General features: G+C 68.8%; 19 protein-coding genes. 9 read left to right on the top strand and 10 right to left on the bottom strand.

Annotation, left to right across the window (positions count from 1 at the left end; translation table 11 throughout):
- Positions 1 to 22: 22 nt before the first annotated feature.
- Positions 23 to 1,825, bottom strand: coding sequence for an NHL repeat-containing protein (locus tag KEG57_RS06990; protein WP_272458302.1), 1,803 nt, complete (start codon positions 1,823 to 1,825; stop codon positions 23 to 25).
- 102 nt (positions 1,826 to 1,927) lie between these two features.
- Positions 1,928 to 3,796 (bottom strand): MutS family DNA mismatch repair protein, encoded by a 1,869-nt coding sequence (locus KEG57_RS55490; RefSeq protein WP_272458301.1) that lies wholly within the window; start codon positions 3,794 to 3,796, stop codon positions 1,928 to 1,930.
- A 26-nt stretch (positions 3,797 to 3,822) separates the two neighbouring features.
- Between KEG57_RS55490 and coaBC the strand changes: the two genes are divergently transcribed.
- The gene (gene coaBC, locus KEG57_RS06980; RefSeq protein WP_272458300.1) at positions 3,823 to 5,085 is read left to right on the top strand and encodes a bifunctional phosphopantothenoylcysteine decarboxylase/phosphopantothenate--cysteine ligase CoaBC; all 1,263 of its coding nucleotides are present in this window, start codon (positions 3,823 to 3,825) and stop codon (positions 5,083 to 5,085) included.
- The gene (locus tag KEG57_RS55485; RefSeq protein WP_272458299.1) at positions 5,082 to 5,831 is read left to right on the top strand and encodes a CPBP family intramembrane glutamic endopeptidase; all 750 of its coding nucleotides are present in this window, start codon (positions 5,082 to 5,084) and stop codon (positions 5,829 to 5,831) included. Before coaBC ends, KEG57_RS55485 begins: the two co-directional genes overlap by 4 nt.
- Positions 5,832 to 5,895: 64 nt before the next feature.
- Here the strand turns inward: KEG57_RS55485 and KEG57_RS06970 are convergent, their stop codons facing one another.
- Together KEG57_RS06970 and KEG57_RS06965 are read right to left on the bottom strand one after the other, a co-directional pair.
- Entirely contained in the window at positions 5,896 to 6,738 is an 843-nt protein-coding gene (locus tag KEG57_RS06970) for a hypothetical protein (protein ID WP_272417252.1), read from the bottom strand.
- 224 nt (positions 6,739 to 6,962) lie between these two features.
- The gene (locus KEG57_RS06965) at positions 6,963 to 7,712 is read right to left on the bottom strand and encodes a YebC/PmpR family DNA-binding transcriptional regulator (RefSeq protein WP_272417251.1); all 750 of its coding nucleotides are present in this window, start codon (positions 7,710 to 7,712) and stop codon (positions 6,963 to 6,965) included.
- A 274-nt stretch (positions 7,713 to 7,986) separates the two neighbouring features.
- Here KEG57_RS06965 and thrS point away from each other — a divergent pair, with 274 nt between their 5' ends.
- The 4 genes from thrS to KEG57_RS06945 are packed head-to-tail and all read left to right on the top strand — an operon-like array spanning position 7,987 to position 12,929.
- Positions 7,987 to 9,816, top strand: coding sequence for a threonine--tRNA ligase (thrS, locus tag KEG57_RS06960; RefSeq protein WP_272417250.1), 1,830 nt, complete (start codon positions 7,987 to 7,989; stop codon positions 9,814 to 9,816).
- 16 nt (positions 9,817 to 9,832) lie between these two features.
- A complete protein-coding gene (locus KEG57_RS06955; RefSeq protein ID WP_272417249.1) occupies positions 9,833 to 11,197 on the top strand; it encodes a hypothetical protein in 1,365 nt (454 codons plus the stop codon).
- Positions 11,194 to 12,558 carry a WD40/YVTN/BNR-like repeat-containing protein gene (locus KEG57_RS06950; protein WP_272417248.1) on the top strand — a complete coding sequence of 455 codons (1,365 nt, stop codon included), beginning with the start codon at positions 11,194 to 11,196 and terminating at the stop codon, positions 12,556 to 12,558. The genes KEG57_RS06955 and KEG57_RS06950 overlap by 4 nt, the downstream gene beginning before the upstream one ends.
- Positions 12,555 to 12,929, top strand: coding sequence for a zf-TFIIB domain-containing protein (locus KEG57_RS06945; RefSeq protein WP_272417247.1), 375 nt, complete (start codon positions 12,555 to 12,557; stop codon positions 12,927 to 12,929). Before KEG57_RS06950 ends, KEG57_RS06945 begins: the two co-directional genes overlap by 4 nt.
- Positions 12,930 to 12,935: 6 nt before the next feature.
- On the opposite strand, the gene KEG57_RS06940 is transcribed toward KEG57_RS06945, so the two are convergent.
- A complete protein-coding gene (locus tag KEG57_RS06940) occupies positions 12,936 to 13,541 on the bottom strand; it encodes a hypothetical protein (RefSeq protein ID WP_272417246.1) in 606 nt (201 codons plus the stop codon).
- A 15-nt stretch (positions 13,542 to 13,556) separates the two neighbouring features.
- Positions 13,557 to 14,387: a PPK2 family polyphosphate kinase gene (locus KEG57_RS06935; RefSeq protein WP_272417245.1), complete on the bottom strand. Its 831-nt coding sequence runs from the start codon at positions 14,385 to 14,387 to the stop codon at positions 13,557 to 13,559.
- Between the two features lie 108 nt (positions 14,388 to 14,495).
- Here KEG57_RS06935 and KEG57_RS06930 point away from each other — a divergent pair, with 108 nt between their 5' ends.
- Positions 14,496 to 15,671 (top strand): LBF_2804 family protein, encoded by a 1,176-nt coding sequence (locus KEG57_RS06930; RefSeq protein ID WP_272417244.1) that lies wholly within the window; start codon positions 14,496 to 14,498, stop codon positions 15,669 to 15,671.
- Between the two features lie 27 nt (positions 15,672 to 15,698).
- Here KEG57_RS06930 and KEG57_RS06925 read toward each other — a convergent pair whose 3' ends face one another.
- The 3 genes from KEG57_RS06925 to KEG57_RS06915 are packed head-to-tail and all read right to left on the bottom strand — an operon-like array spanning position 15,699 to position 19,910.
- Positions 15,699 to 18,947 (bottom strand): VIT domain-containing protein, encoded by a 3,249-nt coding sequence (locus tag KEG57_RS06925; protein ID WP_272417243.1) that lies wholly within the window; start codon positions 18,945 to 18,947, stop codon positions 15,699 to 15,701.
- Positions 18,948 to 18,998: 51 nt separating this feature from the next.
- A complete protein-coding gene (locus KEG57_RS06920; RefSeq protein ID WP_272417242.1) occupies positions 18,999 to 19,382 on the bottom strand; it encodes an Hsp20/alpha crystallin family protein in 384 nt (127 codons plus the stop codon).
- Between the two features lie 33 nt (positions 19,383 to 19,415).
- Positions 19,416 to 19,910 (bottom strand): Hsp20/alpha crystallin family protein, encoded by a 495-nt coding sequence (locus tag KEG57_RS06915; RefSeq protein WP_272417241.1) that lies wholly within the window; start codon positions 19,908 to 19,910, stop codon positions 19,416 to 19,418.
- Positions 19,911 to 20,238: 328 nt separating this feature from the next.
- On the opposite strand from KEG57_RS06915, the gene KEG57_RS06910 reads away from it, so the two are divergent.
- Positions 20,239 to 20,787 (top strand): YtfJ family protein, encoded by a 549-nt coding sequence (locus KEG57_RS06910; protein ID WP_272417240.1) that lies wholly within the window; start codon positions 20,239 to 20,241, stop codon positions 20,785 to 20,787.
- 14 nt (positions 20,788 to 20,801) lie between these two features.
- Here the strand turns inward: KEG57_RS06910 and KEG57_RS06905 are convergent, their stop codons facing one another.
- Positions 20,802 to 21,749 (bottom strand): MerR family transcriptional regulator, encoded by a 948-nt coding sequence (locus tag KEG57_RS06905; RefSeq protein WP_272417239.1) that lies wholly within the window; start codon positions 21,747 to 21,749, stop codon positions 20,802 to 20,804.
- 86 nt (positions 21,750 to 21,835) lie between these two features.
- Here KEG57_RS06905 and KEG57_RS06900 point away from each other — a divergent pair, with 86 nt between their 5' ends.
- Complete coding sequence (locus KEG57_RS06900; RefSeq protein ID WP_272417238.1) at positions 21,836 to 23,335, top strand: phytoene desaturase; 1,500 nt, start codon at positions 21,836 to 21,838, stop codon at positions 23,333 to 23,335.
- The last annotated feature ends 5 nt before the right edge of the window (positions 23,336 to 23,340 follow it).

Below are 23,340 nucleotides of genomic sequence, written 5' to 3'. Positions count from 1 at the left end.
AAATCCGCCGCGTCGAAAAAGCTCAGGGCTCGAGGCGCGCCACGAACACGTCGAGCAGGCCCTGGCTCACGAGCGGCGCGGCCGGGGCGTTGAAATCGATCGTGCCAGCAAATCCGCCCGAGAGGAGCATCCTCGAATCCGGGAGGGCCGCGATGCCAAAGCCGCGCTGCGCCTCGGCGTCACCTGCCGTCCTCGCCCAGAGGAGCGCGCCGTCGGCCGAAGCGTATTTCGCAACGAACACGTCGGCCGTCCCCGCGGAGGGGATCGCGCCAGCGCCGAAATCGATGGATCCATCGAAGCTGCCGGTCACGACGACGTTGCCGGCCGCGTCGAACGCGACGCCCGCGCCGATCTGATCGCCGCCGGTCGCGTCGCCGAGCTTTTTCGCGAAACGGAGCGCGCCTTCGGGCTCGAAGACGAGGAGGAATGCGTCCACCGACGTCGCGCTGGTGAGGGTCGTGCCGGAGATCGTGATCGATCCGGCGAAGGTCCCGGTCACCGCAATCTCGTCCGAGGGGCCAACCGCGACCGCATAGGCGCGCTGCAGGAACGCGTCATCGCCGAGCTTGACGCTCCACCTTGCATTCGTATCCACGCCCGAGAGCCGCGCCACGAAGGCGTCGCCGCCGCCCGCGGAGGAAAGGACGCCGCTGCCGAGATCGAGCGATCCGTCGAATTCACCCGCCACGACGATGTCGCCGGCGGCCGTGAACGCAACGCTGTAGGCCGCCTGCGGGGAGGCGTCGCCGTAGATGCGGCTCCAGATGTGTTTGCCCTCGGAGTCGAGGATGGCCACGAATGCGTCGGCGCCACTCGCCGTGAGCGCGCTCCCGCCGAAGCTGACCATGCCCGAGGCCTCGCCCGCGACGGCAATCCAGCCGTCCGGCCCGGCCGCGACGGCATTCGCGAACTGGACTTGCTCGTCCCCGAACGCGCGCGCCCAGCGCACGTTGCCCGACGCGCTCACCGCGACGACGAAGGGATCGACGCCATTGCCTGCGCTCGTGATCGTCTTGCCATTGCCGAAATCCATCGCGCCCTGGAACTCACCCGCCGCGATGACGTCCCCGGACGTGGCCGCGACCGCGACACCACGCGCCGCCGCACGGCCGCCCATGGCAGGGACTTCCAGGCTCCACGTCGTGTCGAGGTTCGCGACGCGCCGATCCACGTAAAACGTTCCGGTGTTCACGGTCCGGAACGTCACGTCGCCGTCGATCACGCCGGCCGTCGCATGGACGATTCCGTTCGTCGCGACCGCGAATGCGACGTCCGCGTTCGCGCCGCCGCGGGAGACGAGAAAATCGACGGTTCCCGTGCATCCGGGCGTGGCGCCGTCGCAATCCTCGTCGGCCTCGGTCGCACAATCCTCGGGGTCCGGCGAGACGAACGGAAGACAGGGCCCGAAGGAGAAGCCGTCGGGCGTGCACGTGCGGGCGCCTTCCGCACACGCGCCGAGCTGCCCGGTCTCGCAAGGCAACGTGTCGCCGGGCGCGCAGAGGCACTCCTCGTCGTCGCGAGCTTTGCCGTCGCAATCCTCGTCGTCAGGCATGAAGCAGTCCTCCTTTTGGGGGACGACCTCGCCGAGGCACGCGCCGAACGTGCGATCGATACGACAAACGTGCGTGCCCGGCTTGCAAGCCCCGACGCCGGCCGTGCCGAGCGGGCCCGTGTAACAAGGCGCGGACACGCCGACGGTGCACGGCGCGTCGGGGTCGTACGTGCCGTACACGTCGAGCGCGCAGGCCGAGGGGAGCGCGGAGGCGAAGAGCGAGACGAGCCCCACGGCGGCGAGGCGCAGGTAGGTTCGTCTTCGGCTGAGCATGGAGAAGCTCCTCGGGGCGCGGCCCCAGAGACCGAGCGAGGAAAGGCGGAAGCGTATTCTACGGAATCCGGGCCCCTCGGATCAACTCCGCGGCGAATGTCGTCACGCCTCGGGGAGCGCGACGTTGATCCCCACGAGCCGCATGAGCCTGAGCGCGTTCGTGGTCGAGACGACGCCGGACCGGAGCACGTAATCGAACGTCATCTTCCCCTCCTCGACGTGCTCCTCGAAATGCACGTTCTCGACCCGGCCGCTCGTCTGCTCCGCGAGGTCCGCGAGCGCGAGGTCGTGCGAGGTGACGGCGCCGATCGCGCCCTTGTCGAGGAGGTGGACGACGACGGCGCGCGCGCCGATGTGACGCTCGCGCGAGTTCGTTCCGTGCAGGACCTCGTCGAGGAGGAAAAAGACGGGCTCGCCGTGATCCGCCGCGTCGACGACGGACTTGAGCTTCTCGAGCTCGGCATAAAAATGGGAGACGCCCTGCTCGAGCGAGTCGCTGATCCGCATGCTCGTGCGCACCGAGAGCGGCGTCATGCGGAGGGATCGCGCGCACACGGGCGCCCCCGCCTGCGCGAGCACGGCCGCGAGGCCCATCGAGCGGAGCCACGTGCTCTTGCCGCTCATGTTGGAGCCAGTGACGAGCATCCCGCGGCCCGGGCCGTCGATCGCGAGGTCGTTGTCGCGCCGCGCGCGCTCCGGGATGAGCGGATGCCCGAGCCGCTCGGCCACGAAGCACGGCGGGCCCTCCTCGACGACGGGGAACGTGAACGTCGGATGCTCGTACGCGAACGCGCCGAGGCTCGCGAGCGCCTCGATCTCGCCGAGCGAGGTGAACCAACCACGCACGTGGCGCCCCGCGCGCAGGCGGAAGCGCTCGAGCGCGGCGATGCAGAAGACGTCCCAGAGCAAGAAGAGGTTCAGGAGCATATGCGCGAGCCCCGAGTGCCGGAGCTCGACGAAGCCGAGGACACGCTCGAACGTGGCGAGCTCGCGGCAAGCCGAGGCGCCGTCGTCACCGCCGAGCAAGGCGGAGCGGAGCGAGACGAGGCGCGGCGCGCGCAGCGGTTCGGCCTCGATGCGCGCGAAGAGGTCGCGGTAGCGGCCGAACGGAGCCTCCTTCGACGAGGCTTGCGCGAGCACGGGCTGGATCTTCGCGCTGAGGACGAAGAGGACGACGACCTGCAAGACGAACGGCACGAGGTACGCCCGGCGGAGGAGCGGCGGCAGCGCGCTGCCGAGGCCTTGCGAGAGCGCAAAGAAGCCCACCGTGAGGGGCACGAGGACGAACGCCGCGCGCACGAGCGTACGAGGCCAACCCTCGCGCAGCACGGGCTCGGCCTCGGCCCACGCGACGAGCGGTTCGGTCGGGCGGCCGCGCGTGCCCGCGGAGGCGCCGAGCGTGGCGAGGTCTTCACGGAACGCAGACAGGCCCGCGAGCTCGCGCACGGCTTCCTGTCGCGCCGCGATCTCGGTGGGCGAGGCGCGCTCGCCGATCCAGCGCGCGAGCGTCGTGGTGCCCGGCGCGGTGCGGGTCTCGTCGAGGAGGCGGAAGATCGAGGCGGATCCGAAGACGTCGAGGTCGATCGCATACGGATGGCCCGGCTCGGCCGCAGGCCCGTTCGGGAGCGCCTCGGGCAACTTGCCGGCGAGGCGAGCGAGCGAACGGTCCACGATCCCGAGCCTCGTCTGCACCTCGGCCTCGCGCGTGACGAGCGCGCCGTGCACGGCGACGACGACGATGAAGACGGCCCAGCCGAGCGCGACGAGGACCCAGCCGAGCGTCGGGAGCGAACGGAAAAACCCGTAGCCGAGGGATCCGAGGGCCACGAGAAACAAAAGGCCGCGGAGACCCGAGAGGCGCGCGGATCGGCGGGCGAGATCGTCCGCTTCGGCCGCGAGCGTGTCCCTGCGCGCCTGCTGGGCGGCGTGTGGATCGGCGGATGTCGAAGTCGTTTCGGGCGCGTCGGACACGGCCGGAGCCTACCGCGGCGGGGGGCATGTACGCTCGCCCCATTTCGTGCAACCTTTCCGGCCCCGTGCTCGCCGCTCTTCCCTCGTCCGTCCCCCCCACGATCGTGCTCGCCGTGAGCGGGAGCATCGCCGCCTACAAGGCCGTGGAGGTCGCGCGGCTGCTGAAAAAAGCAGGAGCGCGCGTGATCCCGCTGCTGACCCGATCGGCGCGCGAGTTCGTGGGAGCTCAAACGCTCGCCGGCATCACGGGCGAGCCGGTGCACGAGGAGATGTTCGATCCGGGCTACCCCGGGGAAAAACACGTCGAGCTCGGGCGCACCGCGGACCTCGTGCTGATCGTGCCGGCGACGGCGGACCTCCTCGCGCGGATCGCCGCAGGCCGCGCCGATGATCTGCTGACGGCGCTCGTGCTGTGCGCGCGAGGGCCCGTGCTCGCGGCGCCCGCGATGCATCCGCGCATGTGGGGGCATCCGGCGACACAACGGAACGTGGCGACGCTCGCGGCAGACGGGCGCGTGTCGCTCATCGGTCCGGTGGAGGGCGAGGTGGCCTCGGGCGAACGAGGCATGGGGCGGATGGCCGATCCCGCGGAGATCGCGCACGCGGCGCTCGCGGCGGTGGAAACGCGGGATCTCGCGGGGATCCGGATCGTGGTGACGGCGGGGCCGACGGTGGAGGATCTCGATCCGGTGCGGTTCCTCGGCAACCGATCGACGGGGAAGATGGGTTTTGCGGTCGCAGAGCGCGCGGCGTCGCGAGGCGCGTCGGTGACGCTCGTCGCGGGGCCGGTCGCGCTCGCAACACCGCGGGGCGTGACGCGGGTCGACGTGCGGGGCGCGCTCGCGATGAAGGAGGCGCTCTGGGAGGCGATGGGCCCGGATCTCGGGCGCGCCGACGCGCTGATCATGTCGGCCGCGGTGGCCGATTATCGGCCCGCCGAGCAAAGCGCGACGAAGCGGAAGCGATCGGCGGAGGCGCTCGAGATCAAGCTCATCCCGAACCCGGATCTGCTCGCGGAGGTGGGCGCGGCGCGGACGGGGACGCGGCCCGTGCTCGTGGGGTTCGCCGTGGAGACGGCCGACGACGCGGGGATCGTGGCGTACGCGCGAGGCAAACTGCAGGCGAAGCGCGTGGACATGGTGGTCGCGAACCACGCGCAGGATTCGTTCGGCCGCGAGGACAACCGGGCGACGATCGTGACGGCGAACGACGCGGAGGCGCTCGGGGTGATGTCGAAGCGGGATCTCGCCGATCGGATCCTCGATCGCGTGGCGCAGAGGTGCCGGTGAGCGAGGCTTCGGACGACGACGTTCCGGACGAGGTCGACGAAGGCGAGGAGGTCGCCGAGGAGCCCACGTCGAAGCGGGAGGCGCTCTTCATCGCGGGCGGCGTGACCGCGGCGACCGCGCTCGCCGTGGGGTTTGCCTTCTCGGACGAGCACGCGGGCACGCCGTGGATGATCGGCTCGCTCGTGATCGTGTACACGGCGCTCGCGGCGTTCACGGTGTGGCGCCTGCGCGCGCGGGGCGAGCTCGACGAGCAGCTCCGGCCGCGCGGCGGGGATCTGACCGTCGGCGCGATCGTGGCGGCGGTGCTTTACGGCGTGGCGACGGGCGTGCACCTGCTCGTGACCTCGCCGCCGTCGCCGCGGGCCGCGTGGATCATGCACGTCTACGCGACGCTTGGTGATCCGGCCGCGGAGGGGCGGCACCTGCTCGGCGGGGCGGTCTTCGTGGTGGCGGCCCTCGAGGAGCTCGTCTGGCGGGGTCTCGTGCAGCGCGCCTTGCTCGCGTCGTTCGGGTGGCTGCGCGCGTGGCTTTTGCAGGCGGCGCTGTTTGGCGTGGCGCACCTGCCGACGATGTTCCTGCTCGGCGATGCGCGCGTGGGCCCGAACCCGCTGCTCGTCGCGGCGGGCGTCGCTTATTCGCTTGTGTGGGGCCGGCTCGCGATGCGGATGGATCGCTTGCCGCCGGCGCTCTTCGCGCACGCGCTCTTCACGTGGGGCGTGTTCGAGTTCCCGATCTGGAGCCCCTGAAACACGAAGGCGCCCGCGGATGGCCCGCGAGCGCCTCTCGCCACGTTTCGATCGAACGCGTGAATCAGCCGTTCTTGCGATTGCGACGCCGCGCGGCCGAGATGCCCATGGCCGCGAGGCCGAGCGCGATGCCCGTCATGGCGAACGGCGACTCGGTTTGTCCCGGCGACGCCGAGCAGCCGAGGCCGCTCGCCTCGCCCGAGCCCGAGCAATCCGCGCCGCCAAGCGTGATCGTGCACTCGCCCTGCGCCTGGGCCGAGACGTCGACCTGGAGGCCCTGCTCGATGAGGGCGTTGATGCACGACTTCACGTCGGTGGCGAACACGTACTGGTCGTTGCAGAAGAGCGCGCCCGTGGGCTCCTGGCACTGCACCCTGCAGCCGCCTTCGAGCTTCGCGTAACAGGCGAGGTCGCAATCCATGTTGATGTTCGCCGTGCACGCGCCCGTGCAGCACGTGTCGCAGTGCTCGATGCAGTTGCTCGGCTGGACCTGGCACTGGCTGCGGCAACGGCTGGTGCAGCTCGCCTTCGCGTCGGTCACGCAATCACGATCGGAGTGCTTCGCCTGGCAATCCGCGATGAACGGCTGCTCGCATTCGTCGTGACAGCCCTGAATGCAATCGAGCTTCGACGGATCGCACTCCGCGATGCAGCTCACGCCGCAATTATCGGTGCACGACGTCGACGCCGACGCGGTGCATCCGCCCTCGCAGCCGGCGGTGAACCGGAGCGACGTGCAGTCGGCTTCGCAGCCGCCCTCCACGCGGATTTCGCAGCCGAGGCCGTTCTTGTTGAAATCGAATTTCCCGCACTCGGGAGGGGTGTCGATGGCGAGCGCCTGCGAGGAGGCAAGGAGCAAGGCAGGGAATGCGAGGACCGAAAGTACGAGCTTGCCGAAGTTAGCCATGGGGTCTCCTTCCATGCGAAGGCAGAGGGTATCAGGAACCGTTGGATCGAAGCCCACGCGATCACGCGGGCGACCCCGTAAGACGGTCCTTCCCCAGGCTCGTTGCAGAGCTCGTTCGAGTCCGAATGTTGCTCGATGGACAGGCGACGAACGAAGGACGCGAGAGCGCGAGAGCGCTCTCGCCTCGAGAGGGGGACGCGAGGCGTCCCCCCTCGGGACTCGACTCAGCCCGCGATGCGAGCGAGCTCTTCTTCGGAGACGTCGAAGTCGGCGTAGACGTTCTGCACGTCGTCGTGATCGTCGAGCGCGTCGAAGAGGTTCAGGCAGAGCTCCGCGTCACGCCCCTCGACCTGCTTCTTGTTCTTCGGGACGTACGCAGGGCCGCTCGACTTGACCGCGATCTTCGCGTCCTCGAGCGCCTTCACGACCGGGTCCGTGGCCTCGATGGCGCACGTCACCTGCCACTCCTCGCCCTGGTCGGAGTAGTCGTCGGCGCCCGCGCCCACGGCGATCTCCATGAGCTGGTCCTCGTTCGCCGCGTCCTTCGCGAGCGTGATGACGCCCTTGCGATCGAAGGCCCACGCCGCCGAGCCTCCCGAACTCATCTGGCCGTTGCTCTTCTCGAACACCTTGCGGATCTCGGCGACGGTGCGGTTCTTGTTGTCCGTCATCACGTCGACGATGAAGAGCGTGCCACCGGGGCCCGTGCCCTCGTAGACGATCTCCTCGTAGTTCACGCCCTCGATCTCGCCGGTGCCGCGCTGGATCGCCCGCTTGATCGTGTCGGCGGGCATCGCCTGGCTGCGCGCGTCCGTGACCGCCTTGCGCAGGCGCGGGTTGCCGTCGACGTTGCCCCCGCCCATGCGCGCCGCGACGGTGATCTCCTTGATCAGCTTCGTGAAGAGCTTGCCGCGCTTCGCGTCGAGCGCGCCCTTCTTGCGCTTGATCGTGGCCCATTTGGAGTGGCCGCTCATGCCTTCACTGCTCCTCGAAAGTGTGCGCCCGGGGCGCACCGCACCGTAAAGCGCGCGGAAGGTAGCGAGGTGGCCCCCCGGAGGCAACCTCGGCTTGCGCTCCCCCGGGCGTTTTTCCGACCCGGAGCAGGCCAGCGCGGGCGGACGTCGCTTGCTTTCGGGGCCGCGGTGGCTCACGTTCTGCGCCCCAAACCAAGAGCTTTGTGCTGGCCGGGACCTCGACCGAGAGGGCTCGGCCGGTGGACAGGCCGAGCCCAACCGAGAGATCCGAGCCATGCCCGTCATCGAAGAAAAACCCCAGGACGAGAAGCTGTTTCGCATCCGCCACTCGCTCGCTCACGTCATGGCGCAGGCGGTCCAGACGCTCTACCCGGGGACGAAGCTCGGGTTCGGTCCGGCGATCGACGACGGCTTCTACTACGACTTCATCCTGCCGAAGCCGCTGAGCGACGCGGAGCTGCCCGCGATCGAGGGGAAGATGCGCGAGATCATCGCGGCGGCGCAGACGTTCTCGCACGAGGACCTGCCCCTCGACGCGGCCCTCACGCGCATCGAAGGCCAGATGGGCGAGCCCTTCAAGGCCGAGTACGCGCGGGAGCTCGCGAACAAGAAGGGCCACCGCGAAATTAGTTTCTACACCAACGGTGGCTTCGTCGACATGTGCGAAGGGCCGCACGTGTCGAAGACGAGCGACATTCCGGCGGACGCCTTCAAGCTGCACTCGCTCGCGGGCGCGTACTGGCGTGGCGACGAGCGCAACGCGATGATGACGCGGATCTACGGCTACGCGTTCAACACGAAGGCGGAGCTCGACGAGTACGTCACGGCCGTGGAGCAGGCCAGGCAGCGCGATCACCGCAAGCTCGGGGCGGAGCTGCGCATCTACGCGATCCGCGACGAGATCGGCAAGGGCCTGCCGCTCTGGCTGCCGAACGGCGCGGCGATCCGGCACGAGCTCGAGAAGCTCGCGCACGAGATGGAGTTCCGCGCGGGCTACAAGAAGGTCGCGACGCCGCACATCACGAAGCGCGGCATCTACGAGACCTCGGGCCACATCCCGCTCTACGAGGACGGCATGTACCCGCCGATGGTGCTCGAAGAGGAAGGGCGCGGCGCGGGTGGGCCCGAGGAGGCGTACTACCTGAAGCCCATGAACTGCCCGCACCACCACATGGTGTTCGCCTCGGAGAAGCACTCGTACCGCGATCTGCCGCTGCGCTACACCGAGTACGGCTCGGTCTACCGCTTCGAGCGCGCGGGCGCGCTCCAGGGCCTCACGCGCGTGCGCGGCATGACGATGAACGACGCGCACATCTACGTGACGCCCGAGCAGCTCAAGGAGGAGTTCCAGGCGGTCATGCAGCTCCATGAGCGGTACTATTCGCTGTTTGGACTGACGAACTACTTCATGCGCCTGTCGCTCTGGGATCCGGCGGATCCGAAGCGCGGGTCGAAGTACGTCGACGATCCGGAGAACTGGGCGCTCTCGGAGCGGCTCGTGACCGAGGCGCTCGAGGAGATGGGGGCGAACTACAAGCTCTCGCCCGGCGAAGCTGCGTTTTACGGGCCGAAGGTGGATTTCCAGTTCGTCACGGTGACGGGCCGCGAGTTCACGCTCTCCACGAATCAGCTCGATTTCGCGGTCCCGTCGCGCTTCGGGCTCGCGTACACGGACAAGGACGGCAAGGAGAAGACGCCGTACTGCATCCATCGCGCGCCGATGGGCACGCACGAGCGCTTCATCGCGTTCCTCATCGAGCACTTCGGCGGCGCGTTCCCGACGTGGCTCGCGCCCGTACAGGTCGTGATCATCCCCGTGAGCGACAAGTTCCTCGCGTACGGCAAGAAGATCGAGGCGCTGCTCCGCGAGGATCTCGTGCGCGTGGAGCTCGACACGAGCTCGGCCACGATGGGCAAGAAGATCCAGGAAGGCGCGACGCGCAAAGTGCCGATCCTGCTCGTCGTCGGCGGCAAGGAAGAGACGGAGCAGACGGTGACCGTGCGCAGGTACGGCATCAAGGAGCAGAAGGCGATGCCGCTCGCGGGCTTCGTCGAGATGCTGTCGCAGGAGATCAAGGAGCGGCGCCACGTGAAGTCGTGGTAATCCTCGGGGGGACTCGATGATCCCCCCGGCGCGCCTCGCTTCGTTCGTCCGGGAGGCGCCCAAGCTCGCGTTCGTGACGCTCGCGCCCCTCGCGGGGTGTGTCCTCCTCGCCGACGTCGACGAACGTCGGATCCAACAAGAACAAGCTTCGTCCGCGTCGTCGTCGTCCTCCGCGTCGTCGTCGTCCTCCGCGTCGTCTTCGTCCGCGTCCACGGGCGCGGGCGGCGCGGGCGGGCAAGGCGGCGCGGGTGGCGCGCCTTCGTGCACGAGCGACGCGGATTGTCCGGGGCTCGCCTCCGCGTGCGGTGAGCCGCGGTGCTTCGAGGACGGCCGCTGCGGCTTCGACAACCAGCCGATCGGAGCGCCCTGCGACGAGGGCGGCGGGGCCGCGTGTGACGGCAAAGGGAATTGCGTGGCGTGCACGTCCGGCGTGCATTGCGCGAGCGGCAAGTGCGGGCCGGATCGGACGTGCATTCCGCCGACATGCAGCGACGCGATCGAAAACGGCGACGAGACGGACGTCGATTGCGGCGGCTCGTGCGTCGCGGATTGCGGGACGGGCGCGGGTTGCGGCGCGGACAGCGATTGCGCGGGCGGTCTCTGCGAAGCGGACATCTGCGCGCCGACGTGCACGGACGGGGCGAAAAACGGCGCGGAGACGGGCGCGGATTGCGGCGGGCCGACGTGTCCCGCGTGCCCGCTCGGCGTGGCCTGCGAGATCGACGCGGATTGTGTCTCCGGGTTCTGCGAGGCCAGCGTCTGCGCGGCGATCCCCACATGCTCGGACGGGGCGAAGAACGGGGCCGAGACGGGCGTCGATTGCGGCGGGCCGGACTGCAAGAAATGCGGGCTGGGTTCGGCTTGCGAGGGCGGGATCGATTGCGACAGCGCGTCGTGCGTGCAGGGAGCGTGCGCGGGGCCCACGTGCGCGGACGGCGTGCAGAATGGGAACGAGGCGGGGATCGATTGCGGTGCGGTTTGCCCGAGCGGATGCGCGCCGGGCGCGCCTTGCGTGAATGGCGTCGATTGCGCGAGCAAGATCTGCGAAGGCCCGGTGGGCAGCGCCGTCTGCTCCACGCCTTCCTGCTTCGACGGCGAGCACAACGGCGACGAGACGAGCTACGACTGCGGCGGCTCGTGCGAGGTGAAGTGCCCGCCGTTTTACCCGTGCCTCGTCGACGCCGATTGCAAGGGCGGCGTATGTGATCCCGAGAAGCTCACGTGCAAGCCGACCTGCACCGACGGCTACCAGAACGGCGGCGAAACCGACCCGGATTGCGGCGGCCCCTGCGCGAAGAAATGCCCCGAGGGCGGCCATTGCGTGACGAACGTCGACTGCGTCCCCGGTTTTTCCTGCTTCCAGGGGCATTGTTTGCCATGAGGCGCCTCGGAGGCCTCGCGGCTCTCGCTGTCCTCGTGCTGACTTCGGGCGCGGCATTCGGAAATGGTCGATTTCCTTCGGCCGGACACGTGGAGGTCGATCCGATGGATCCGGCGCACGTGGTCCTGCGCGCGACGTACGGGCTCGTCGTGAGCACGGACGGGGGCGCGCGCTGGTCGTGGGTGTGCGAGGAGGCGATGTCGTTCGCGGGAATCTGGGACCCGCCGATCGGCATCACCGCAGGCAGCGCGCTGCTCGTGGGTTTGCCCGATGGGCTCTCGGTCTCGACACCGGACGGGTGCGGCTTTTCGCGGGTGGGCGCGCTCGAAGGGAAGCTCGTCGTCGACCTCGCGGTGGACAAGACAAACCCGGCCCGCGCCGTGGTGCTCACATCCTCACCGCTCGGTTCGGGCTTCGAGACGAGGCTTTTCTGGACCGAGGACGGCGGGGCGTCGTTCACGGACGCAGATGCGGTTTTCCCCGACAATCTGCGCGGGTTGACGGTCGATCTCACGCCGGATCCTGCGGTCGTATACGTGAGCGGCGTGCTCGGCGGGGCCATGCCGATGGGCGTCGTGCTCCGCTCCACGGACGGCGGGAAAACCCACGAGGTCACGCCGGTGCCCGGGAGCGACGACACGCACGGGCCTTTCATCGGCGCAGTCGATCCAGCGGACGCGAACCGCGTGTACGTGCGACTCGACGGCGCGCCAGGAAGGCTGCTCCATTCGGCGGACGGCGCGAAGACGTGGGAGGAGCTTTTCGTCGGGGAAGGAGCACTGCTGGGTTTTTCCCTGTCGCCCGACGGCAAAGCGCTCGTCGTGGGCGGCGAAAAGGACGGCATCTGGCGAACGCCTGCGCCCGCGTGGGCGTTCGAGCAGGTCTCTCGATTGCACGCGCGGTGCCTGCGCTGGGCGGAGGCGGGCGTGTATGCGTGCACCGAGGAGGCGCTCGACGGGTTTTCCGTGGGTTTGTCCGTGACCGCGGGCTCGACGTTCGGCGTGATCTCGCGCCTCGCGGATCTGTGCGGCCCGCTCCCCTGCCCCGCAGGCAGCGCAACCCGCTCGACCTGCGAGCCACGTTGGCCGATCATGCAAATGACGCTGAATGCGATGTCCTGCGATGGCGCCGGTGCTGGCGGCGGTGGAGCCGGCGGAGGGCCCGTGGACGCGGGCGTGCCGCCCGGGGACGTCCCGGCGACCGAGCCGCTGGGCGATTGTGCATGTGGCGTCGCGCGCGGGGGAACGGGCGGCGAGGCCAGCGTTTTTGGGGCGGCCCTCGTCGCCCTTGGGTTCATCGGGGCGCGACGCGCGCGCCGAAGAGGATTTCGCTCGTACGAGCCGAGAGGAAAACGACCGTGAACTGTCCCAAATGCAAAGCGGCGATGGAGATCGTGGTGTTCGAGGACATCGAGGTCGATCGCTGCACGGCCTGCAAAGGCCTCTGGTTCGACAGCCGCGAGAACGAGCGGCTGAAATCGATGCGAGGCTCGGAGATCATCGATTCGGGTGATCCGAAGACCGGGCGGAAAAACAACACGATCCCGTACGTGCGCTGTCCACGCGACGGCAATCCGCTCATACGCATGGTCGACCCGGCGCAGCCGCACCTCTGGTACGAGACGTGCTCGACGTGCGGCGGCGCGTATTTCGACGCGGGCGAGTTCCGTGATTACAAGAACCTCACGGTGCTCGATTTCATCAAGGATCTGTTCGCGAAGCCGCGGGCTTGAGACGGATCAAACCCGGAACGTGTCGCAGGCTTCGTCCGGAAAAACGCATCCGTAAGGCGGACAATTCATTCCTCCATTGGGGGTGCGGATGCAGCGGTGATTGCGTCGCCAGCCGTCGGGCGGGTCGTCGAGGGGAGGAGGAGGCGGCGGAGGGGGTTTGCGGGCGACGGTTCGGCCTGCGTCCAGGGCGCCGGCATCCGCGGGCGCGACGTCCACGCGCTGGGGTAATTCGGGCAAGGGGGGCGGGTCGTTCGTCGGAGCCCCGACGAGGAAAGGGCTCGGGGGCGGCGGGGCCTCGCGTGCCCGGTCCTCGGGCTGCGGCGTGGGCCGCGGCGGTTCAGGCGGGGCGAGGGGCGCGGCGCTCGCCGTGGCATTCTCGGCGGATTCGGGCTCGACCGCGGGCGAATCCTCGGTTTTGCAGGCCGTGCCCGCGAGGGTCATGGCCATGGCCGCGCCGAGCGCATATCGCTGCGCGCGCGACATCTCCGGGGAAAGGGCGGGCGTTTTCGATTTCCGCGCGGCGGGATCGAGCTCGAGGCCACAGAACGGACACGAGGGCTCGGACGAAAAGACGTGCCGCTTGCAAGCCGAGCACAGGATCATCGTTCGCATGGCAAGGCGCCTCGGTCAGGTTTTGCGCGCCCGGTAGGCGTCGAGCTCGGCTTTGCGCTCCTTGCCGATCTCATCCAGTTTGTTCTGCCAAACCCTTCGATAGGGCCGGAGCGTCTGCACGAGCTCGCGGGCGATGACCAGGTTCCGGTACCATTTCGTGTCCGCGGGCACGATCGTCCACGGGGCGCGCTTCGTCGCGGTGCGCGAGATGGCGTCCTCGTAGGCCTCGGTGTACTCGTTCCACTTCTCGCGCTCCTGCCAGTCGCCGGGGTTCAGCTTCCAGGCGGTGCGCGGGTCCTCTTCGCGCTCGAGGAGGCGCTTTTTCTGCTCGTCCTTGCTGATGTGCAGGAAAAACTTGAGCACGATCGTGCCGTGCTCGCAGAGCAGCTCCTCGAAATCGCGGATGTGGCCGAATCGCTCGCCCCAGACCTCGCGGGGGACGAGGTCGTGGACGCGCACGACGAGCACGTCTTCGTAATGGGAGCGGTTGAAGATCGAGAACTCGCCCCTGCGCGGCGTTTGGCGGTGGATGCGCCAGAGGAAATCGTGCTCGCGCTCCTCCTCCGTGGGCACGCCGAACGAGGTGACGTGCACGCCGCGCGGATTGAGCAGGCCCACGACGTTCTTGATCGCGCCGTCCTTGCCCGCGGTGTCGCGCCCCTGCAAGACGACGAGCACCGAATGCGTGCGCGCGCCCCAGAGGAGATCCTGTAGCTCGAAAAGCTCTTCGCCGAGCTCCCCGAGCTCGCGCGCCGCCTCCTCGCGCGTCACCCCGCCGGGCGGCGACTCGCTGATCGCGCCGAGATTCACCTTCTCCCCGTTCTTGTCGAACGTGACGACGCCCACGCGCTTTCTCCTTTCGAGGTCCGATGACCACGGGGCTCGCCCCGCTCGCCGAGCAAACGCAAAGATCCGCCGCACGTCAAGGGCCATTCGTGTATCGTCGGGCGTCGCATGGTCAGCGCGAGCGGGACGGATCCGGCAGCGAACGTGGAGGCGAAAGCGCCGCTGCTCGAGCGGCTCGGGGTGCTTTATTTCCGCCGGCTCTCGGCATCCTTGCCGCGCGTCGCCGCCGCCGACGCCGTGAGCGTGCTGAACGCCGAGGAGCGTCGGCATCTCTCGGTCGTGGTGCGCGGCGCCGTGATCCGCGCGTGCGTCGCAGGCGCGGTGAGCGCGGCGCTCGCGGCGGGCGCGGAGGTGCTCGCGGAGCGGCTCTTCGGCGCCGAGCACGCGAGCGTAGGCGCGGCCGCGCGATACTGGGCGCTCGTCGGCGGGGTGACGATCGTCGCGTCCGTGGCGGAGATTCTGTATCTTTATTGGGATTCGCTGCGTGCCGTGCACCAGCTCTCCCGCGCCGCGGGGCTCGATCCGTTCGCGACCGAGGCGAGCGGCGACGGCACGGCCGTGGCCACGGCGCTCGCGCGCGCGGCGCTCGAATTGCCAAACCCGACGGAGCGCGTGTTCGGGGTCGATCCGCGGCGCGAGGCGTCGAAGATCAAATTGGCGGTCGCATCGCTGCTCTACAAGCTGAAGGTGAGCGTCACCAATTTCGCGGTGAAGGTGCTCGTCCGTCGCCTCGCGGGCCGCGCGCTCGTGCGCACGTGGCTGCCGTTCGTCGCGGTGCCCGGTACGGCCGCGTGGAACGGGATCGTTTGCTGGATCGTGCTGCGCGAGGCGAAGATTCGTGTGATGGGCCCGTCGGCCGCGCGCGAGCTCGTGGGCGCGATCTTCGATCAGGGAATCGCGCTCTCGGCCGAGGGGCGGCTCGCGCTCGTGCGCGCGGTGGCGAGCGCGATCGTGCGAACGGAAGATCTGCACCCGAATCTGCATGCGGTGCTCGTCGAGGTCTTGCGGCGCGTGGACGATCCGCTGCCGGAGGGCATCGATGATTCACGCGTGTTCCTCGACGTGCTTTCGCGCCTGCCGCATGCGGAGCAACGAATGGCGCTGCAGGTCCTGCACGCGGCGGCGATCATCGACGGCCGCTTCACGAGCGCCGAAAAACGTCTTCTGCGCGAGGCGCAAGCCGCATGCGGGAGGACACCGGACGTGAAGCCGGCCGAGCGGCTGCGTCGCGCGTTCGTGGTCGGCGCGGGATCCCTCGACGAGCAGATTCGCGCGCTCCTCTGAACAGTCACGCGAGCGCCGTCCGGGATGTCAGCGCGGCGCCGGCAGCTTGCCGGTGACCACCCCGAGATCCACGAATGCGCGGTCGGTCATGACCACGAAAGGCCGCTCTTCGAGCCGGATCTCTCCATTTCCGTCGTGCTCGACGATCTGGAGCTTGCCCATGCCGTAGCCCATCGGACCCTTCGAATAGTAATGGGCCTGCAGGCGATACGGGTAGGCCACAGCGCGACCGTCGATGGCGAAGCATTCGGGGCCATAGCCCGTGGTGACGTCGGCGAAGAGCTCGCCGCCGGAGCGGAGCTTTCGGTGGCTGTAATAGGCGTGGCCGCGGCGGCTGTCGCGAATGTGGAAATCGACGTCGTTCGCGTCGGTCTCCCACGTGAGGACAAACCGAAGCGAGGGGCGCGTGGCGAGGGGGACGCCGAGCGCGCCCAAGGTTTTCTGGACCTCGGCGCGGCGCTCGGGTTTGGCGCGGATGAGCGCGGCGGCGAGGATGCCGACATCGTCGGCGAGGACGCGGCGAATGCCGGCAAAGCGGCCGCTCGGATAACGGCGCGCGAATGCGGCGGTGATGATCTCGAAAGCCTCGGCGAATTTTCCGGCGCGGGCGAGCGCATACGCGAGGAGCCGGTGTCCGGAGGGATGATCGGGGCGCGACGCGACGGCCTTTTCATAGGTGTCGACGACGAGGAAGGGGACGCCGTCGGCGCGAGGGCCAATTCGTTCGAGCCGCGCGCCGGCGAAACGGCGGAGGTCGGCGCGGGACGGGAAGAGGTCGATGATCGAGCCATAAGCACGCGCGGCCTGGGGGAGGTTGCCAAGGCCCTCGAACGACTCGCCGAGCGCGACGAGCGCGAGCGCGTCGCCCGGCTCGGCCTCGCGCCACGCACCGGCGAGGGCCAGCGCTTCGGCGTGTTTCTTCGACTGGATCAGGCTCATGACCTCGGCGAATTTGCCCTCGTAGGGCAGGACGCCGGAATCACTCGAATCGTCGTCCTCGTCGTTCTCGAATTCGCTCGGCGGCGGAGGCGGGGGCGGCCGCCGCCATGACGGCGGGCGCCGGGGGCTCGGCCTGTCGTCGAAGGGATTCAGGATCGAATCGGCCTCGATGCTGCGGGGGCGGGATGCGCCCGTGGCCGCCGACGGAGCGGCCTTCGCGGCCGCGCGGGGCGGGCTCGCGGGGCGCGGGGACGGGGACGGCTCGGCCTCGGCGGGTTCGGGTTTCGCCTCCCGCGCGAGCTCGTCCCGCGAAAGGGTTTCCGATTGCGGGGGAGGAGGAGGCGCGTCGGCCGCCGGCGCCGCGGAGGGCTCGGCGGACGGGGCGCCGGTATCCTTCTTTTTTTCCGCCCCCTCTGTCTGGTTCTTTTGCTCGGCCACCTTCGGTGGTTCGTCCGGGGACGTGGCCACGGTGACGGGGCCGCCTTTGCGGCTTTGCAGCTCGACGCCCGAGCGGCCGACCACGAGGATGTCCGCGAGCGCGGTCCGGTCGATACCAAAACGAGCGTAATCGTTCTCGGTCTCCAGGACGAGCAGCGCCGTGAGGTCGGAGAGCACCCGGAAGCGCGTCGAGAGCGAGACGATCTCGCGCCCGATCGCGGCGCGCCGGGCATCGTCCGGCGCCGTCTCCATTTCGAGGGAGAGACGTTCGATTTTCGCCCGCGTCGCCGCGCGTTCGAGCAGCGGGCGCTCGGCGAACTCCGTTTCGACCTTCGTCCGCGCCGTGCCGGAAGGCCCCTTGACCTCGACCTCGAACGGCGAGCTCGGCGGGATCTCCGCATACACGAGCGCCTCGTCGCCGGGCTGGACGGCGTCGAGTTTTTCCGGGTACACCCATTTCGCGCCGGGCACCCGCACCTCGAGGCCCGAGACGGTGGCGCGGCCGAGCCGATCGGCGAGCACGCGTGGGCTCTCCGCCGCGTCGAGGACGACGCCGTCCTGCGGGAACGTGCCCGTCGTGAGCCTGCGGAGGAGCGCCTCGTCACGGATGCCGCCGGCCACGATGGCGTCGAGCCTGCGAATGCCGGCGTCTCGCAATTGCTGGAGCTCGGGCGTGATCTCGCCGGGCGTCGTGGGCCCGGCCGTGGGAATGCCGTCCGTGAGGAGCAAGGCGCGGGTGAAGCGGCCGCCCTGCTTTTTCGCGTACCCCGCCGCGCTCTCCAGCGCGAGCCCGAGGTCGGAGGCGCCGAGCGCCTTTCTCTGCAGAATGGCCTCGATCTCCTTGCGGCCGAACCCCTTTTTGGGCCCCGTGTACACGGGTTCGAGCCCTTGATCGAAGCAGGCGACGGCAATCGGCATGTCGCTGCCCGGCTCGTCCGGCAGGGCCGCGAGGAGCGCGGCGAGGCGCTCGGCCTGCGTGGCGAGGTCGAGCGCGCGCGAGGCGCTCGTGTCGAGCAGGACGAGGAGATCCCGGACCGGCTCGGGGCGATTCTCCGCAAGGGGCGTGACCCGCGCGACCGCGAGCTCCTCGTGGCGCAGGCCGACGGCCTTCGCGCCGGCCGCGAGCGGGAGCACGAAATCACGGTCCGGGGCGAAATCGGCCTGCTTGAAGGAGTGAATGCGACGCACGGGCTCGCCCTTGTCCCCGCGGCGGCGCTCGATGACGCGCATGTCGAATGTGCCCATGCGCGGCAGGCCCCGAAGATAAGCGCGGTAGGGGTCGGCGCGCGAGGCGAGCGACTGCGAGTAGGAGACGATGATCTCCTTCTCGCCCGAGGCCGGAATGGGAAACACGCGGGCCTGAAAACGGTTGCCGGCCTGCTTTTCGAGCAGCGCCGGGTCGGCCCTGCGGTGGAGGAAATCTTCGTAGGCGACGCGCGCCGCCTTGAGCTCGACGACTTCACCCTCCTTCCAGCCGTCCGCGTTTTTCATGGCGAACCGGCTGATCGTGGCCCCGGGCGGCAGGACCAGCTCGAAGCGGCCCTCGATGGTGCGAGGCTCGGGGTTCTTGAAGGTGAAATGCAGCTCGGTGAACGCGAGCGGATCTTCGACGGCGGCCGCAACTTCGAGCGAAGTGATCACGAGGCCGACGCCGTCGGGCGAGGTGAGCGAGACGGGCGCGCCGCTGCGATCGCCCCCCGCGACCTCGAGCGATTGCGTCGGCTGCTCCTCCCAGCGCACGGGGACGATCGCGAGGTCCCCGGGGGCGCGCGTATTCCCGTCGGAAGCGCCGCCGAACTCCGCGGACTGCGGGCCCGTGACGATCGTGGGTCCCGGGCCGCAGCTCGCGAGGGTCTGAGCGAGGACAAGGAGGGCGATGCGGGCAAGACGGCGGCGCATACGGTCGAGAATACGCCCACCGCCGGGCGGAGCGGAAGCCGATCTCGCGAATCAGCTCGCCTTGACCGTGATTTGCCTGGGCTTCTGCGCGGATACCTTGGGCAGGCGGACCTTGAGGACGCCCTGGGTCACCTCGGCCGAGATCCCGTCGGCCACGATGCCCTGCGGGACCAGGAAGGTGCGCGTAAAATCCCCGGGGCGGCCCTCGACGGCGAGGGCGCTCCCCTCCGGCGCGCTCGCTCGCTTGCCCGCAATCGTGAGCTCGTTCTTGTCGAGGCGCACCGCGATATCGTTGGGGCCGACGCCGGGCAGGTCGGCGACGATCAAGAGCTCGGTCTTGTTCTCGAAGATATCGACCGCGGGCACGACGCCACGCCGCGTCTCCAGCGTCTCGGCCTGGTTCTCCCGCTCGTCACGGTTGATCTGCGCGTTCATGGCTGCTCTCTCCTTTTCCTTCCAGAATCCATTTCACGAGGCCGATTTCACAGCGATCTTCCGGGGCTGCGCCTCGGGCGACTTCGTGAGCGTCAGCGTGAGAACGCCGTCCTTCAGCACCGCGCTCGCCTTCTCCGCATCGACCTTGCAAGGCAAGGCGACGCTGCGCGAGAATTTCACGGGGACGCGCTCCTTCTTGTGGATCGCATACCCCTCCGGGACATCCGCCTTCCGCTCGCCGGAGAGCGTGAGCACGTCCTGATCGATCTCCAGCTTGATGTCCGATTCTTTCATTCCGGGAACATCGGCCGCGATGACCAGCGCGTCGCCCTTGTCGTACACGGAGAGCCGCGGCCACGTCGCGACCGTGCGCGACGCAAGCCCGGCCTCGAAGGGCTCGAAGAAGAAAGAAGATCGCGGCCAGGCGCCTCCGCGCGAATCGTACTCGTCGAACAGCCGGTCCATCCTCCGGCGAAGCTCATCCATCGCGGCAAAGGTCCTGTTCACGTCGCCGAATCGCATCAACATGGTTCGCCTCCGTATGCCCTCGTGGGGCGTGGCTCCGCCCCCACGGACCCCGAGCGCCGCCGGCAGGGCGAACCATGCCCATACCGCGGACGCCCTCCCGGGCCCGTCTGGTAAACCCATCCCCAAGGGCGGAGAATCGTTCTCGATTCTCGTCCACCACTCGGGTCCGGGGACGCGGTGCAATCTCTACACGGGTCGGCCGCTGTCAAGACCAGGTCCGGCAAGCCCGAGGCCCTACCGCTTCGACACGAAACAAAGGTTGACTTCCACGTCGAACCTTGTACAAAGCGTGTACAGCCTTGAGGCGTGCTACGCGGAGGAATCGGCGATGCGTTCCAGGGGAAAAGCTTCGAAGTTCATGACGGCGGCCGCCCTCGCGGCCGCGCTCGTGCCCGGCGTCTCCCTTGCCCTGCCCAAGGAAGGCGCCGAAGCCCCCAATGCCCGGTTGGAGGACGCCGACGGTCGCGCGCTGCAGATGAGCTCTCTCAAGGGCAAGCCGATCCTCATCGTATACGAAGACAAGGACTCCGCGGCGCAGAACCAGCCGCTCAAGGACGACCTGTCGAAGCTCGCCCAGGGCGACAAGTACAAGCAAAGGATCGCGCTCGCCGCGGTCGCGGACGTGAGCGGCTACGACTGGTGGCCCGCGAAAGGCTTCGTGAAGGACGCGATTCGCGAGGAGTCGAAAAAGCAGAAGACCACGATTTATTGCGACTGGGACGGCTCGTTCCGGAAGGCTTACGGCATTCGCAAGGGCGTGAGCAACGTGATCCTCGTCGGCAAAGACGGGCGCGTGCTCTTCGCCGGCTCGGGCGCGCTCGGCGCCACCGACCGGAAGAAGCTCATCGAGCTGCTCGGCGCCCAGGTCGAAGGCTGAACGTCACCACGCGATCATTCCTTGCTCGCCCGCGGCGAACGCTTGCGCTTCTGCGCCGCCACGACGCGCTCGATCGTCTGCCGCGCCGCCGCGAGGTCGCGGCCGACGCAGATGCCGCCGCGATCCTCGATCCACGGGCGCATGGCCTCCGAGCCGTCGCCGCCGACGAGCCACGCAGCGCCGCGGCAAGCGTCGGCATACGCGTCGACGAGCTCCCGCGCGCGCGGCGGCGGCGGCGCGATGGTGACGCTGAGGCCAACGAGGTCGGGCGCGAGCGAGTCGACGACACGCGAGATGGCCGGCGGCGGCGTGCGCGCGCCGAGCATGAGCGTGCGGAAGCCCCACGAAGCGAAGCGCAGGCCGACGCCGTACAGGCCGAGGACGTGGTCCTCGTCGGCGAAACAAGCGAGGGCAATGCGGCGCGTGGCGTCCGCGGGCTGCGCGAGGCGCAAGAGGTGGATGAGGGTGCCGCCGAGCACGTTGGAGGCGAGGTGCTCCTGCGCGACGGTGATCGCGCCCGCGTGCCAGAGGTCACCGATCTCGCGCAGCGCAGGGCCGATCGTGCGTTCGAAGATCGCCACGGCGGGGCCGAGGGTGAGGGTCTTCGAAACCTCTTCCTCGAGCGCGTCGGGGTCGAAGCGGCGCGTGGCCTCGACGATCCGATCACTCGCGGCGGTGAAGGGATCGGTGTCGAGGGTCGCCAGGCCGGGCGAAGGCACGGCGGGCGCGACGACGTTCGCGGGCTCGCTGAGCAGGAGGCGCGCGGATTCGGCCGGCGCCATGCCCGCCTTGACGAGGTCGCGCATCTTGAGGATGAGCGCGACATCTTCGTCGCTGTAGAGCCGGTAGGCGGAGGGCGTACGCGACGGCGCGGGGACGCCGTAACGACGCTCCCAGGCGCGCAGCGTCGCAGAGCTCACGCCTGTCAGTTCCGAGACGGTGCGGATTCGGTAGAGGCTCAACGGATCGCTCTCCACGGTCGCCCCGATCGTGAGGACCGACCAAGAGAAACCTTTTCCAAACTTGATACAGACCTTATACTGTCCGCATGCAAGGTTCAACCCCCAAGCCTCACGCGGTCATCATCGGCAGCGGTTTTGGTGGTCTGGCTGCGGCGGTCCGCCTGGGCGCCCGCGGCTACCGGGTGACGGTGCTGGAGAAGCTCGATGCCCCGGGCGGTCGAGCCTATGTCCACCGGATCAACGGGTTTACCTTTGACGCGGGGCCGACGGTCATCACCGCGCCGTTCCTGCTCGAGGAGCTGTGGACGCTCGCGGGCCGGCGCATGAGCGACGACATCGACATGCGACCGGTCACGCCCTTCTACCGTATTCGGTTTCATGACGGCGCCATGTTCGACTACACGGGCGACGCTGCTGCGATGCGCAAGGAGGTCGAGCGCCTCGCGCCGGGGGACGTGGCGGGGTACGAGCGGTTTCTCCGCACGAGCGAGGAGATCTTCAAGGTGGGCTTCGAGGAGCTCGCCCATGTGCCGTTCGGCTCGTGGTGGGACATGGCGAGGATCGTCCCCGACATGATGAAGCTCGAGAGTTATCGCTCGGTCTACAACCTCGTCGCCAAGCACGTGAAGGACGATCGGCTGCGGCAGGTGATGAGCTTCCACCCGCTGCTCGTCGGGGGAAACCCGTTCTCGACGACCTCGATTTACACGCTGATCGCATTTCTCGAGCGCAAGTGGGGCGTGCATTTCCCGATGGGCGGCACGGGCGCGCTCGTGAAAGGGCTCGTGCGCCTGATCGAGGGCCAGGGCGGCGAGGTGCGCTGCAACGCGGAGGTGAAGCAAATCCTGCTCGCCGGGCGAAAAGCGCGCGGCGTGCTTCTCCAGAGCGGCGAGACGATCGAGGCGGACGTGGTCGTGTCGAACGCGGATTCGGCCTGGACCTATCGCCATCTCGTCGACGAGAACGTCCGCAAGCGCTGGACGAACGAACGTTTGGAGAAGCAACGATACTCGATGGGGCTGTTCGTCTGGTACTTCGGGACCAAACGAACGTACGAGAACGTCGCACATCACACGATCTGCCTCGGCCCGCGCTACGAGGGGCTGCTCGACGACATCTTCCAGAGGCACGTGCTCGCGGATGATTTCAGCCTCTATTTGCACCGGCCGACGGCGACGGATCCGTCGCTCGCGCCCACGGGCTGCGACACGTTTTACGTGCTCTCGCCCGTGCCGAACCTCGCGAGCGGGACGAACTGGGAGAAAGAGGCGGAGCCTTACCGGAAGCGGGTCGAGCACTACCTCGCTTCCACGCTGATGCCCGGGCTCGACAAGGAGATCGTGGCGTCGCGCGTGACGCACCCGCAGGAGTTCCAGGACCGGCTGCTCTCGTTCCGCGGCGCGGCGTTCGGGATGGAGCCGGTGCTGACGCAGAGCGCGTTTTTCCGCCCGCACAACGAGAGCGAGGACGTGGAGCGGCTCTACATCGTGGGCGCAGGGACCCATCCAGGCGCGGGTCTGCCAGGCGTGCTCTCTTCGGCGCGGGTGCTCGACAGGGTGGTGCCCGATGCAGCCTCGCTCCATTGAACATG

The sequence above is a fragment of the Polyangium jinanense genome (genome assembly GCF_028435365.1).
The sequence above is the reverse complement of the archived record's forward strand: the minus strand, read 5'-3'. Positions and strand labels throughout refer to the sequence as shown.

Coding starts and splice junctions, on each gene's coding strand:
- KEG57_RS06990 (WP_272458302.1), bottom strand. CDS start 1,825: ATGCTCAGCCGAAGACGAACCTACCTGCGCCTCGCCGCCGTGGGGCTC.
- coaBC (WP_272458300.1), top strand. CDS start 3,823: ATGTACGCTCGCCCCATTTCGTGCAACCTTTCCGGCCCCGTGCTCGCC.
- KEG57_RS06970 (WP_272417252.1), bottom strand. CDS start 6,738: ATGGCTAACTTCGGCAAGCTCGTACTTTCGGTCCTCGCATTCCCTGCC.
- KEG57_RS06965 (WP_272417251.1), bottom strand. CDS start 7,712: ATGAGCGGCCACTCCAAATGGGCCACGATCAAGCGCAAGAAGGGCGCG.
- thrS (WP_272417250.1), top strand. CDS start 7,987: ATGCCCGTCATCGAAGAAAAACCCCAGGACGAGAAGCTGTTTCGCATC.
- KEG57_RS06955 (WP_272417249.1), top strand. CDS start 9,833: ATGATCCCCCCGGCGCGCCTCGCTTCGTTCGTCCGGGAGGCGCCCAAG.
- KEG57_RS06950 (WP_272417248.1), top strand. CDS start 11,194: ATGAGGCGCCTCGGAGGCCTCGCGGCTCTCGCTGTCCTCGTGCTGACT.
- KEG57_RS06940 (WP_272417246.1), bottom strand. CDS start 13,541: ATGCGAACGATGATCCTGTGCTCGGCTTGCAAGCGGCACGTCTTTTCG.
- KEG57_RS06930 (WP_272417244.1), top strand. CDS start 14,496: ATGGTCAGCGCGAGCGGGACGGATCCGGCAGCGAACGTGGAGGCGAAA.
- KEG57_RS06925 (WP_272417243.1), bottom strand. CDS start 18,947: ATGCGCCGCCGTCTTGCCCGCATCGCCCTCCTTGTCCTCGCTCAGACC.
- KEG57_RS06920 (WP_272417242.1), bottom strand. CDS start 19,382: ATGAACGCGCAGATCAACCGTGACGAGCGGGAGAACCAGGCCGAGACG.
- KEG57_RS06915 (WP_272417241.1), bottom strand. CDS start 19,910: ATGTTGATGCGATTCGGCGACGTGAACAGGACCTTTGCCGCGATGGAT.
- KEG57_RS06910 (WP_272417240.1), top strand. CDS start 20,239: ATGCGTTCCAGGGGAAAAGCTTCGAAGTTCATGACGGCGGCCGCCCTC.
- KEG57_RS06900 (WP_272417238.1), top strand. CDS start 21,836: ATGCAAGGTTCAACCCCCAAGCCTCACGCGGTCATCATCGGCAGCGGT.